This window comes from Micromonospora chaiyaphumensis (assembly GCF_900091435.1).
GTDB lineage: Bacteria > Actinomycetota > Actinomycetes > Mycobacteriales > Micromonosporaceae > Micromonospora > Micromonospora chaiyaphumensis.
Genome location: NZ_FMCS01000003.1, coordinates 344,570 through 357,400, shown reverse-complemented (window position 1 = coordinate 357,400; position 12,831 = coordinate 344,570). Strand labels below are relative to the sequence as shown.

The 12,831-nt window shown below is 65.7% G+C and carries 9 protein-coding genes and 1 pseudogene; 7 read left to right on the top strand and 3 right to left on the bottom strand.

All coding sequences use genetic code 11. The annotated features are described in order from the left end of the window. Positions 1 to 13: 13 nt before the first annotated feature. Positions 14 to 212 (bottom strand): annotated as a pseudogene (locus tag GA0070214_RS32350) (IS256 family transposase); the annotation flags it as partial. Positions 213 to 480: 268 nt separating this feature from the next. Further along, entirely contained in the window at positions 481 to 1,083 is a 603-nt protein-coding gene (locus GA0070214_RS31395) for an NPCBM/NEW2 domain-containing protein (RefSeq protein ID WP_139141807.1), read from the bottom strand. 657 nt (positions 1,084 to 1,740) lie between these two features. Between GA0070214_RS31395 and GA0070214_RS10830 the strand changes: the two genes are divergently transcribed. After that, complete coding sequence (locus GA0070214_RS10830) at positions 1,741 to 2,190, top strand: NUDIX hydrolase (RefSeq protein ID WP_091262104.1); 450 nt, start codon at positions 1,741 to 1,743, stop codon at positions 2,188 to 2,190. Between the two features lie 34 nt (positions 2,191 to 2,224). Continuing rightward, entirely contained in the window at positions 2,225 to 2,596 is a 372-nt protein-coding gene (locus GA0070214_RS10825; protein ID WP_244167649.1) for a nucleotidyltransferase family protein, read from the top strand. Positions 2,597 to 2,952: 356 nt separating this feature from the next. On the opposite strand, the gene GA0070214_RS31390 is transcribed toward GA0070214_RS10825, so the two are convergent. Next, the gene (locus GA0070214_RS31390; protein WP_139141806.1) at positions 2,953 to 3,660 is read right to left on the bottom strand and encodes a hypothetical protein; all 708 of its coding nucleotides are present in this window, start codon (positions 3,658 to 3,660) and stop codon (positions 2,953 to 2,955) included. 160 nt (positions 3,661 to 3,820) lie between these two features. Between GA0070214_RS31390 and fxlM the strand changes: the two genes are divergently transcribed. The 5 genes from fxlM (at position 3,821) to GA0070214_RS10800 (ending at position 12,798) form a co-directional block, all read left to right on the top strand. Continuing rightward, positions 3,821 to 5,044: a methyltransferase, FxLD system gene (gene fxlM, locus GA0070214_RS10820; RefSeq protein ID WP_091262102.1), complete on the top strand. Its 1,224-nt coding sequence runs from the start codon at positions 3,821 to 3,823 to the stop codon at positions 5,042 to 5,044. Between the two features lie 570 nt (positions 5,045 to 5,614). Beyond that, positions 5,615 to 6,091 (top strand): hypothetical protein, encoded by a 477-nt coding sequence (locus GA0070214_RS10815; protein ID WP_091261834.1) that lies wholly within the window; start codon positions 5,615 to 5,617, stop codon positions 6,089 to 6,091. Between the two features lie 773 nt (positions 6,092 to 6,864). Further along, a complete protein-coding gene (locus GA0070214_RS10810; protein WP_091261833.1) occupies positions 6,865 to 10,887 on the top strand; it encodes a tetratricopeptide repeat-containing sensor histidine kinase in 4,023 nt (1,340 codons plus the stop codon). A gap of 424 nt (positions 10,888 to 11,311) precedes the next feature. Beyond that, entirely contained in the window at positions 11,312 to 11,794 is a 483-nt protein-coding gene (locus GA0070214_RS10805; protein WP_244167648.1) for a P-loop NTPase family protein, read from the top strand. A gap of 398 nt (positions 11,795 to 12,192) precedes the next feature. Next, positions 12,193 to 12,798 (top strand): helix-turn-helix domain-containing protein, encoded by a 606-nt coding sequence (locus GA0070214_RS10800; protein WP_091261832.1) that lies wholly within the window; start codon positions 12,193 to 12,195, stop codon positions 12,796 to 12,798. The last annotated feature ends 33 nt before the right edge of the window (positions 12,799 to 12,831 follow it).

Genomic DNA, 12,831 nt, shown 5'->3' with positions numbered 1-12,831 from the left:
CGAACGGTATAACTCAGGTTGTTGACATCCACTTACGGCCTGCGGACAGACGTCCTTCGAAGTCGATGTCGAAGGCGTTCAGGGCGGGGTTTCCAGCGCATGGTCCACCGCCGGCGGCCCTGCCCGGTGGGGTCGAGGCTCATCATCGCGAGGTAGACGCACTTGAGCGCGGAGGCCTCGTTCGGGAAGTGACCGCGGGCCAGCAGCGACTGCGACAAGCTGCCTCGCCGCGCTCGTGGTGTCGGCAACCATCCGTCCCGCGGCGTCGGCGACGTCCTTCAGCCGTCCAAGCCCAACTTCACGAAGGTCTATCGCCATCCCTCTCACTCCTTTGAGCGACAGGTTATCGCTGGCCGCCGACGAGGCGACGTCCTAGACGACATCCTCGAAACGATCGCCGCATACTGCCAACGAATTAACGACTCAGCACACTAGCTGGCGCTGGGAAGGTTTTTCACCGGAGACTATCCGCAGGCTCCGCTAAGAGAATAGGGTGAGCGCCATCGACATCGGCATGTCGAGACTGAAGTTTCGGCGTGGATCGTTCAGGCGACATTCAATTCGCAGACGATAAACATTTCGAACATCAAGGTTCAAGGAGTATGGCTCATAGATCGGAGCACTGAACTTCTTGAGCAGTTGGTTTCTTTCGTTGTAGATGTTGACGTGCGTTACGACGTCGCCGTTAACAGACTTGTCATCCATGCCGACCACCCCCGACAGGCGTGCATACCGGCCCTCTAGGGCATACTCCATTTCCTCTTTGTAGGAACTAGAGCAATCCATCCTCACAGCGTTTTGATACACCTTCCCCTTCATCGTCGTCTGATCCGACCCCCAACCACCCTTTGCAGGAGGAATATCAGCCAGATCAACCTGGGAAGGCGCGGCAGGTTCTGCAGAAGCGGTCGAGTCATCGACTTGGGCTTGCGGGCTCGGGCTCAGGGTGTACTCATCAACTGGGGCTGCCCGACTGGACACATCTTGGCCTGCCGGAGTGCGCGCCGCAGCGGAGGAAGCAGGTGCGGCGGCTCCGTAGTCTCGCAGTTGGCAGGAGTTCAAGAAGAAGCCAGGAACCGCCAAGACCGCAGCGAGGACCGTGGCGCCGGCAGCCCACCTCCCGCGCCTGGACCGGCCACCTTCTTCATGAGAATCCAACCGCAAGGTGACCCACCAATCCCACTAGGAATAATCTCGGCACTTGCTCTCAACCCGTTGATGTTGCTTGGAACCTCCAAGCCTGGCCACAATTTGTCGGGAAGACGACTGGGTCACGGCCAAGCTGTGGTGCACCGCCCCCCTGCAGCAGGCAGACGAACAGGCCCGACGGCGGGTCATCCAACACCGTGATCGTTCGTGGTCACTGCGCGAGCGGCAACTGCGCCCCGGGTTCTCGCCCACGTCGCCCAGGACGACACCGGTCACCCTGGCCGGCCCGGAGCCGACCTCGCCCGCCGCATCTCGCACTGCGTCCACGCCGCGACCCTCACCCACCGCCCGGGCTGTCGACAGCCGTGCGTCATCGCGGATCCTCGCCCCCAGCAGTGCGTCGCCTCCCTCACGCTCGAAGGCAGGTTGGGGGCGTTCACGGCCCGTGAGCCCGGACCTGCGGCGTGCAGGTGCTACGCGCCTCACGAGTGCGGCGGCGCACTTGAGCGTGCGGATGACCGGTGCCACCTCGATGTCGTGGACCGCTGGCAGGTCGACGATGCGTTCGGTCAGGTAGCGATGAGGTCGGGGATGTCGGTGCACATCACTGCGGAGAAGGTGATCACCAACAAGGTTCTCTGCTACGTCGTGCGGGAAGGGCACTTGCTCGTCTTCCGGCACACCGACTTCAGCTACGAGGAGGTGGGCATCCAGGTTCCGGGCGGCAGCGTCCGCCCGGGTGAGGACCAGGCGGACGCGGCGTTGCGCGAGGCCCGCGAAGAGACCGGACTGACGGGCTTCAGCGTCGTGCGCAAGCTGGGGGAGGTCGAGTACGACATCAGTCCGCTCCGCTTCGAGATCCAGCATCGTCACGTCTTCGAGCTGGCGCTGCTCGGGGTGACGCCCGAGCGATGGGCGAGCCAGGAAGAGCACGACGGCGAGCAGGAGCCCACCCGGTTCGAATGCTTCTGGATACCGTTACGGACCGCACACGTCCTGCAGGCCGGCGAGGGTGCCCTCGTGGGCCGGTTGTTCGACTGACCAGGAATCCCAACAGCGGCAACGAGGGGAACCGATGCGGGAGGACGAGCTGCGGGATCTGGTCCAGCGCAGCCCGTGGCTGGTGCGGGCGCTGGGCGTCGTTCGGGACTGCGGCCTGCAGGACGCCTGGATCGGCGCGGGCGCCATCCGCGACCTGGTCTGGGGCGAGCGGTACGGCGACGGCTTCGACCCGTCATCGGTGCGGGACGTCGACGCCATCTTCCTCGACGCGGCGGGCCTGAGCCGCGACAACGACGACCGGGCCACCGAGCGGCTGGTGGCGGCCTGGCCGGAGCCGCCGTGGGAGGCGAAGAATCAGGCCGCCGTGCACACCTGGTACCCGGCCAAGTTCGGCGGCGGGCAGGTGGACCCGTTACGGGCCATCGCCGACACGGTCGCTACTTGACCCGAGTACGCCACGGCCGTGGCCGTACGCCTCGACGCATACGACCAGATCGCGGTGTGTGCGCCTCACGCCTTCGACGACCTGCTCGACGGCGTGTGCGTCCGCATCGTGACCTGAGCCGGCGTTCGAAGCCCGTGAAGGGTTGCCACCCAGGCCTGCGACCGTGGACCTGGAGCCGCTCCCTACCGAGCCCCAGTCCTCGTTCCTATGAACTCCGGCAGCGGCAAGACGACCGCCCGGGTGGACTGAGGTTCGCACGGGCGCCATTCATAGCGGCAGCTGAGGGCAGCGTAGGACACGGGCGATGGCCACCTCCCTCGTTTCTCGTGCGCTGAATTCCAGCCCAGTCTCAGCTGTCAGCTGTCAGCTGGCTTGATAGCTCGACATTTCACGGAGCGCCAGCCTGCGGGAACACCATCGTCAGCGATACGCGGATTCGGGGACGGAAGTTGCCTCTCCTCGATCCGCACCACGTAGCGGCGCCACCCCAAACCTGTTTGAAACCTCGCCAACCAGATTTTGGTCGAGCCCAGTGGTCGGTCAAGATCTCGCTGTGCCCGACCTCGGAACCAGACGTCCGAGATGCCGTGGGGGAGGACAAGGTCATCGACGTGCTCAGTTGATCCGTCGTCATAAGAATCCGACAGTCGATAGAAGTAGTGGCCGCCTTCCGTGTGACCCCGCGAGAAGAGGAAGAGATGCCGCTCATCTGCCGGATGGGCCAGGAGCTTGTCGAGGTTCTCGCGGGCCCAGTCTTCCGCAAGCATCTCAGCACACACTTGAGCGAGTTCGTTCCAGCGCAAGGCGATCCTTCCGCTCTCGGTCTGCAGACGCCCTGCCTTCTTCGCTCGCGCCCATTCCCGCATCAGGTGCGTGGCTGGGGGTGAAGTGACCTCGACGATGCCGTGGCGCTTCGGCTCATCGGGGTAAACCCAAGAACCGTCCGGCTTCTTGTCGCCGGCGCCAGCATCCGCGAGTTTGATGTCGACCCCGAGCACCTGCTCTAGCGCCAGGAAGGCAATCTCTTCTTCACGGCTTGTCGTCGCTCCGGCCACGTTGCTCATGGATCTGGAGAGTAGCCAAGTTCAGGCGGAGCGGGCACAGCGCTGCCCGTCCGGTGACCAGACCGCCCTCGCCGCCCTCGCAGTCTGGAACGTCTGCCGCCCTGGGAGGAGCACCGTATCCAGCGCAGAACCCACCCCGCATGCCACCACCGTCGACCCGATGACCACCCATCGAGACCCCAGTGACCTGCCCGGCGAGCTCGCCGACCAGCTCCGGGCAGAGAACATTATCCGGACGCGGACGGTCGACGCCGCGATGCGGGACACTCCCCGGCATCTGTTCCTGCCCGGCGTGCCGCTGGAACAGGCGTACGCCGACGGGCCGGTCTACATCAAGACCGACGGCAGCGGCACCTCGATCAGGGCGGCCTCGCAGCCCCGGATCGTGGCCATGATGCTCGAGCAGCTCGACGCCCAACCAGGCCACCGCATTATGGAAGCTGGCGCCGGAACCGGCTACAAGGCGGCTCTCCTGGCGGCCATTGTCTGTGACACCGAACGCGTCGTCACCATCGACCTCGACGCCGACCTCGTCGACGGGGCTCGCAAACACCTCGCCGCCGCTCGCGTCGCCCACGTTCAGGTCGTTCGCGGCGACGGCGCGCTCGGACATTCCGACGGCGCACCGTATGACCGGAGCATCGCCACCGTCGGCACCTGGGAGACGCCCACCGCGTGGCTGGAGCAACTCGCCCCGGACGGCCGGCTGGTCGTGCCGCTGCGGCTGCGCGGTGCCGCGTCCCGCTCGATCATCTTCGAACGGTACGACGGCGGATGGCGCGACGCCGGCAGTGAGTTGGCCGTTTTCATGCCGCTGCGCGGCACCGGCGACGACGCCCGACGCCTCGTCGCCCTCACCGACGAGCAGGACGTGACGCTGCAGGTGCAAAAGGACCAGGACGTCGACGCCGCCGCACTCGCCCGCGTGCTCGAGAGCCAGCGGCACGAGATGTGGACCGGCGTCCTCTTCGCACCGATGGTGCCCTACGAGTGGCTGGACCTGTTGCTCGCCTGCCGTCTCGACAACGCCATCATGCGGATGAACGTCAAACCCCAGGCCATCGAGCGCGGCACCGTCTCCCCCACGTTTCGGTGGGGCGCGGTGGCGACCACATGCGGTGCCGACCTCGCATACCTCACCATCCGGCCAGCACCACCCGCCGCCGACGGCGGCAAGCTGTACGAAGTGGGCGTCGTCGGCCACGGCCCCTCCGGCAAGGACCTCGCCCGGCACGTCGCCGACGAAACCCGCGTCTGGGACGCCGAGTACCGCACCCGGACCGTGCGCTTCGAAATCCCCGACGCTCCCGCCCAAGCGAATCCCTCGGCTGGACATTTCGTTCTCCCCCGGCCGCACTATCCGATCACCGTCGCCTGGCGATGACGATGGAGCGAACCAGCCAGGCCCTTCGGCGCTTCCCCCTCGTGGCTCGACCGCGGCCCGCCGCCGAGGCGCTGAGCATCCGCATCGACGACCTCTGCGCCCTCGCCGACCGTGCGGATCGGGTGAGCGATCTGGCCGCAGCGTCTGCCGTCTACAACCAGGCCGCGCTGATCGCCTCTGACTGCGGCCAACCTGAGCTGGCCCGACAGTGGTGCCACCACCATGCCGACGCGTACCTGTGCGCCGTCCCTTTGGGCGGGAAGGCCGCGCGGCACGCTCTCGAGCCGCTGGTCAACCTCGCTCGCCTACACATCAGAGACGGCAACGGCGACGCCGCACTTGGGCTCCTCAGGCATCTCTTCAAGGCTGTCTCATCCCGCACCGACACGCTGATCGACGGCCAGCCCCTGCCGGCCAGCCGGCTGACCCGGACAGAGGACGACCCATCGCGAAGTGCGGCGACGGCTGTGGGGCGTGCTCCTCGCCGACCGTGCCCGAGCAATCACCACCACCGGCCGTTGAAAAGAGGCCCACGACCACCTCCAGCAGAACAATGGCATCGGCCAACGGATGCTCGACGGGCGACAAGTCGCGGTCATCGCCCACGCCACAACCGGCCAGCTCGAACGCGCGCGCTCGATCATCGCCGAAACCGCCCGTGGCGAGCCGTGGGAGGAGGCCGTCACCGCATGCCTGGCCTACCTATGCACCAAGGCCGCAGCGAAACCGGAGGGAAGCAAGCTCGACGCGCTGCTCCGAAGCCAGCAACGGCTAACGCCCACACCCAGCCTTGCCGTCTTTCACACCCGCCTCGGGCTCACCGTCATCGACGCCGCCAGTGGCGTAGACCATCCCGACGTACGGTGCCTCGCCGCAGGCCTAATCAATCAAGCCCTCACTTTCGGTGACGCCTGCGTCGCCCGTGACCTACTGCACCACCGCGACATCCTCACCGTCGCAGACGCCTCATCGAGAGCCAAGCTGGCCGAGATTCTGCAGGCAGCTGGAATGGCGCACCAGGGAATGCCAAACGCCGCTCACGAGTGACTGCTCAGGGCCGTGCCGGTCAGCAAAGCGGCAATCCAGGACGCGGGGCCGTCGCAATAGCTCCATGATTCGCGCTCCAACCGGAACCTGATCGGCCGCAGTGACGATCCGCTCAGCCAGCAGAGAGGAGACGCGATGCGTAGGGACTGAACCGCTCTGCCTCAAAGCGTCACGACAGGGATCGCCGAACGAGTCGGCGGAGCTCTCGACGCAAATCCGGCGTCCAGTGAGATGTTGAGGGGCTCGGGTCGCGAGCCTGTCCGGCTTGCAGCGTTGACTGCCCCTCGATCGGTGAACTCGTCGGCGGATCTCCAGGTGCCGACTCGCAATTCTGTCCGGTGCCCGACACATCCGCTCGCGTCGTGGACGGAACTTGCTTGGCCACCGCAGGATGGTGGCATGAGCCGTACCGCATGGTCAGCGACCGGTCTGCTGACTGGCGCTGCTGCACTGGCGGGCCTGAGTATCTTCCTGAGTCGCCAGGAGTTGGAGCGAGCTGATCAGTTCGCTAGCGTCATCGGCCTGCTACTCAACGTCGTGGCTACCATTGCCGGGCTGTTCGGCGTAGCCATTGCCGTGTGGGCTTGGCGGGACTCCCGTCACGACCCGCGAGGACCGGCGGATAGGTCTGCACCTCCGCCCATGCCGTCGACCGGCGGGTCCCCGGCGGGAGTAGCGATCGGAAGGCTGAAGGTGGACGGTGACGCATATATCGCCCATGAGCAGCGCTTTACGGCACGCAGACCACGCCGCCGACAAGGCCGGGACAGCCGGTGACCGAGTGGGAATTCGAGTGGACGAGGCGGGTGCCGTCCCTGAACGTCAGCGGTGATGCGTACGTTGGCAACCGGCAGTACTTCGAGTCGAACTCGTACCACCAGCACTTCGACACGGCTGCTCCATACCAGCTCATGCCGTTCGCTGGCCCGCCGCCGGGCGACGCGGCCCGGTGGCAGTTATTGCCTCCCAGCGAGATGCTGGCCGCGCGACACCAGCTCGTCGAGTTCACCGGACGTGATGAGATCGTCCGGGACCTCGAAGCCTGGCGTGACGCCCCGGGAGACAACTCGATACGGCTCGTCTACGCACCCGGTGGACAGGGCAAGACACGGTTGGCGCACCGGCTCGCCCAGCTGTCGCTGGACGCTGGATGGGACGTTCGACTTGCCCGGCACGGCAACGTACGCCGCCGCGATCGGGGCCAGACCGAACGGGTACCAGACCCGGCCGGTCGGCTGCTGATCGTCGACTACGCGGACCGTTGGCCCCGCACGGACCTCGAAAGTCTGCTGTGTGCAGACCTACCTGACGACGGTACCGAGCCGCTGCGGTGCCTGCTGATGGGACGCACCGCCGGGTCATGGTGGGAGTCGCTGCTGCATCCGCTGCGGGATGAGGATTACCAGGTGTCCAATGTCGAGCTTCCGGCGTTGGTCGGCTCAGTGACGCAACGCCAGCGCCTTTACGACGCGGCGGTACGGGCCTTCGGACCAGTCTTCGGACTTCCCGCAGATGCCCGGCCGGCTCCGCCCGCGCCCCTTAACGATCCGGCGTTTCGGCTAGTACTCGCGATCCAGATGGCCGCACTGGTGGCCGTGGACGCTGCCAGCCGAGGGGTCGACCCTCCGACTGATCCTGGGCGGTTGTCGGAGTACCTGTTGAATCGGGAGAAGAATCACTGGGCTCGGATGAAAGAGGCCGGGCGGGTGAGCGCGGATTCGGTCACCATGGGACGCCTCGTCACGGTGGCTACCCTTACTCGCCCGCTGGCCCATCCCACCGCCGTTACCTTGCTTACAGGCGTCGGCTTAGCCGATTCACTGGCGACGGCGCTCCCGCTGATCAATGACCACACTGCCTGCTATCCGCCGGAGTCGGCGGACACGGTCCTCGAACCCCTTCACCCGGACCGGTTGGGAGAAGACTTCCTCGCCCGCAGCCTGCCTGCCAGGAATGGAAGTAGGGATGATGCCACCGCCGAGGGCGGAAGGACCTGGGGCGACGCGTGGTCCGGAGAACTCCCGAAGCTGTTGTTGACCGCGACGGCTTCCGGTAGCGGCGACGCGTCCAGGCCGCTTCCGGTTGTACCGGCAGCGGCCCGACGTTCTGTGTGGACCATTTTAGTGGACACCGGACAGCGTTGGCCGCATGTTGCCACCGATTACCTCTATCCGTTGCTTCGTGCCCAGCCCCAGCTCGTTCGCCAGATGGGGGGTGCCGCGCTCGCCACTCTGGCCGGGTATGCCCCGATCGATCTGCTGGAGGCGCTCACCGAACAACTTCCGCCCGGTCGATACGTCAGCCTTGACTTGGCCACCGCCGCCGTGGTCCGGCGGGTCGTCACCCACCGGCTTACCCAGATCACCGACCCTGCCGAGCGGGGCAGACTTTATTTGGACCTGAGCGGACGGTTGGGCTATGCTGGCCTACACCGTGAAGCGCTTGAGACCGCCCAGGCAGCAGTCACAGCGTTCGAGGAAGCTGACGGGATCGAGCGGGGCACCCATCTACCCGGCCTAGCCAGCGCCCTGACCAATCTCGGTTTTCGCCTTTCCGACCTGGGCGATTCGACGGCTGCGCTGGCCGCCTCCACCAGGGCTGCCGCAATCGCCGAGGAACTGACAAGAGTAAACCCTAAGTACTCGGGCCATCACGCGGTTGCATTGAACAATCTCTCGGTCGACCTCGCCAACGAGCATCGCTGGGACGAGGCGCGGGACGCCGCACAACGAGCGGTGACCATCAATCGTGCGCTCAACGCCGGGGAGCCAAGCCGTCTACAGCAGCGGCCCGAACTAGCGATGTCGCTGGACAACCTGGCCAACGCGCTGAGGAACCTGGGCCGGCTGCGTGAGGCCCTGGCGGCGCACCGTGAGGCGGTGAAAGTGTGTGACCAGCTCGCCGCCGAACAACCCGAGACGCACGAGCATGACCTGGCGTTGTACCTAAACAACCTCGGTTTGACCCTGCGAGATCTGGGCGAATTGGCCGAGGCGCTGGTGCACATCGAACGCGCCACCGAGATCAGGCGTCGGTTGGCCCGGCACAACCCGAGCGCCCACAGCCAGGGGCTACTCCGGTCCATCCGCGCACAAGTTAAGATCACCGCCCGTCTGGGGCGTCGGGATGAAGCGTTCGCGCTGCTGGACGATTACCGTGAGCTGTTGCACACCCCGGCAACCGGCACCCACAATGAGTCGGAGCCGCCAATCGATGAGCTGGGGAAAGTCCGGGAATTGCAGCTACGCGGGCTGATCGAATCCCAGCTCGGCCTGCGAGAGGCCGCAGTGCAGACGTATCAAACACTAAGCCTCATTCTCGCCACGCTCGCCGATCGAGAGCCGGTTACTTACCGCGCCATGCTCGGGACAACATTGACCGAATTGAGTTTGGCGTTGTCCAACGTCGATCGACACGAAGACGCGCTGAAGGCCTCCGAGGCCACCGTGCGGCTGTACCGGGAACTCGACGCCGAAATACCCAACCGATACCGGGCCGAACTGGCGGTAGCGCTGGATAACCTGTCCACCGACCTGGATCGGCTCGGCAAGAATGCCGAGGCTGATCCCATCCAAGACGAGGCGATCCGAATATTGCGGGCGCTGCCCTCGCGAGGCCGAGGTGCGCAGCTAAGAGCGTTGGCTCATGCCCTACACAACGGGGCGATGCGCCTGCTCAGCGAGGGCTTATTCGACCAGGCAATACCGCTGCTCACCGAATCGGTGTCCATTCGAGACGAACTGGGCGCCGAGAGCGTGGGGCGACATTTGTCGCGGTTGGTCAAGTCGCTGAGCGGACTGGCTTTCGCCCTCTCCCAGCTCGGCTCAGCGGAAGCCGCGGCGGTTGCCCGGCGGACCGTCGAGGCCTACCGTCGGCTCGGTCCGGAACTCCGCGCCGAACCCGATTACCAACTCGCCGTCGCCCTCGAATGGTCCACGGTCGCTCTCCGCGCGGCTGGTGACCATGAGGCCGCGTTGAAAGCGGTCCAGGAGCGTATAGTGCTGGCAACAAGATTCATGTCCCATAGCTACCTGTTCGCGATCCAGCTGCCGCTGGCCCACCTGGAGGCCGCAGTAGTGCTGACGTCGCTCGGCCGCGAGCCGGAGGCGATCGAAGCCGACGGACAGGCGGTCCTGTCCTCGGTGACTCGACTGACACCGTCGGAGCCCTCGGCCTCATCTGCAGAACAAAAAAGTCAACGAATCGACGAGCAGCGGTTGGCTAAACTGTTCAACGAACGTGGCTACCGGGCCCGAGAGGCCGGCCGGACTGAGGCTGCGCTCGACCTGTTGTGCCGCTCAATACCGTTCGCTCGACGGGTCGAGGACGTGGTCTGTGAACGGTTGGCGCGCGAGAACGTCTATCTGGCGCTGCGGGAGGCGCAGCGCTATCCGGAATCCCTCGCTGCTCTGCTGGGTCTGGCCGAGTTCTTCGCCCGGGAGGCCCAGCCCTCTCCGTCCGACCTAACCGACACGGTACCCGAGTCAGTCGATGCATCGCCGAACGAGCGGGCCGACCTGGTCAGATATGCCTCCCGGTACCGACAGGAGGTGATCGAGACCGACCAAGCGCTGACCGAGCTAAGTGAGCCACTTATAGTCCGTGACTGGATGGTCGAGGTCGACGTCAACCAGTGGGTGAAGAAGTACGGGGAGGCGCAGGTGCAAGACCGAAGGATTCTGCTGGTCGAACGCCACCAGGACGTGGTCGAGGTGCTCGGGCACGCCAGTCCGGAGCGCCGCCGCGAGTTCGTCCAAGCGTTCCTTGCCACCCTCGCCCAGCGGCCGGAGTCCTGACCAAGCAATTCTGGTAGCAGGGAGCCGTAACGCTTCTGTCGCGAGCCTGCCCGAGTTGGTGCCTCCTAAGAGACGTCTCGTAACCGTGGCGTCTGTGTGTTAAGGATGATCGGGCAGGATGCGTGGGTGCAGGTGATCACGGCAGCCAACTCTGAGTGGATCTTTCCGTTCACCGGGTTGCAGCCCGCCCACTTCCGCACGGAACGCCACCGACGTCCGGCACCGCGTCGGCTGGCCGGCCGAGATCGCCGGGCACCGGCGAGCACACCCGGATGATCGCGAATGCCTACAGCACCTCGACTCGTTCCGGCTCTCCACCCAGCTTGACGTGGTCAATCGCCTCCTGCGTCAGCCGGAACCGGTGGCGTCATGACTGACCATGTCGTCTCGGCGGTACGTCAACGGCCCCCTACCCTGGAGCGCCATGGACAGGATCGCCATCATCGGTTGCGGTGGCAGCGGTAAATCCACGATCGCCCGGCAGCTTGCCCAGATCCTCGACGTACCGCTGACCCACCTCGATGCCGTCTACTACGACGAGCAGTGGCGCCCGTTGCCGCAGGCCGAATTCGCCGCCCAGCAGGAGGAACTCGTCGCTGGGGAACGGTGGATCATCGAGGGCAACTATGCAACCACCCTGCCCATCCGGCTGGCTGCCGCGGACACAGTCCTCTTCCTCGACCTACCCGCCGCAGCTGCCTGTGGGGCATCAAGCAGCGGCGCTGGCGCTACCGAGGCGGGCAGCACCACCAGGATGGCGTCTACGACCGGCTCACCTGGAACTTCGTCCGCTACATCCTCGATTACCGACGCACTACGCGACCCCGGGTACACAACCTTGTCCGAGAACACGGACCTCACGTCCGGCTTCTCACCCTCAACAGCCGCCGGCAGGCCAACCAGTTGATCAACCGCGTACGGGACGAACACCAGCCCTTGCCCTAACCGCAACGGGACGGCGCGCTGTGCCAGCTGCCCGGCGAGCCCGCTTCAGCCTCGCACAAGCCTCTCGTCGCCTGCCCAACCGCCTCCAGTGCGCGAGCTGAGCGCGTCCTACGGCCCGGACCGTCCGTGGGTAGCCCATCCCTGCCCGCCGCCTGGCCGACCTCTAACGCTCAGCTCGCTTGGGATTCGGGCGTGTTGCTCCTCGCCGAGTTTTAGTCGGACACAGTCGGCAGCCGGTTGGGATGCCCCACCTCTCCTCTGCGACTTGACCTTCAGCGATAGGTGAGCGTGGATCACTAGACCCCACGCCGGTACGGCGCGGGATGCCAGATCGAGCCCGGCCGCGTCGGTGTAGAACACATGCCCGTGGCCCCGACGGACGTAGGAGGTCCGAGGCTAATGAGTCTTGCCGTTAAGGGCGCTCTTCTCGCGACGAAAGACCTAGGGAAGAACGAGCGGGCCGTGGCTATCGCCATCGCTGCACACGCCAACCACGAGGGTAAGGCTTGGCCTTCCGTCGCCACCATCGCCAACTACGCCGGCTGCTCGGAGCGGACGGTGCAGCGATGCCTCACCAAGCTGGTGCAGCTCGGCCATCTGGCGGTATCCAAGGTCGCCGGGATCGCCACCCGCGTCTACCGCCTGGTCGCCGGAGCCGGGCGGACGGGAACCGCCTCTGCGGTGACAAATCAGCAGGGCAGGGTGACAGATTCGGCCAGCAGGGGTGACAGACAGGGTGTCACCGGAAGCCTTGAAGACCAATCAATGAAAGACAGGCGGGCACCGGTTTCCGACCGATTTGCTCCGCAGAGGAAGCAGACCCGCGCTCCGGGTTGCGCCGAGCGTGGCGGCGCGGCGCCGCCGATGACCGGCGGTGGCCGCCGCTGCTCGCGTCCGGGGCACATTGGCCAACCTGCTGGCAGGTGCATTCCCTGCCGCTCAGAGGCGATCGAGCGCCGGGCATGATCGCGACCGTCACTTATGTGCTGGCATGCTGAT

What these genes read in the sequence shown, in the direction of transcription:
- fxlM (WP_091262102.1), top strand. Translation starts at nt 3,821, where the DNA reads ATGACCACCCATCGAGACCCCAGTGACCTGCCCGGCGAGCTCGCCGAC.
- GA0070214_RS31390 (WP_139141806.1), bottom strand. Translation starts at nt 3,660, where the DNA reads ATGAGCAACGTGGCCGGAGCGACGACAAGCCGTGAAGAAGAGATTGCC.
- GA0070214_RS10800 (WP_091261832.1), top strand. Translation starts at nt 12,193, where the DNA reads ATGCCCGTGGCCCCGACGGACGTAGGAGGTCCGAGGCTAATGAGTCTT.
- GA0070214_RS10825 (WP_244167649.1), top strand. Translation starts at nt 2,225, where the DNA reads ATGCGGGAGGACGAGCTGCGGGATCTGGTCCAGCGCAGCCCGTGGCTG.
- GA0070214_RS10805 (WP_244167648.1), top strand. Translation starts at nt 11,312, where the DNA reads ATGGACAGGATCGCCATCATCGGTTGCGGTGGCAGCGGTAAATCCACG.
- GA0070214_RS10830 (WP_091262104.1), top strand. Translation starts at nt 1,741, where the DNA reads ATGTCGGTGCACATCACTGCGGAGAAGGTGATCACCAACAAGGTTCTC.
- GA0070214_RS10815 (WP_091261834.1), top strand. Translation starts at nt 5,615, where the DNA reads ATGCTCGACGGGCGACAAGTCGCGGTCATCGCCCACGCCACAACCGGC.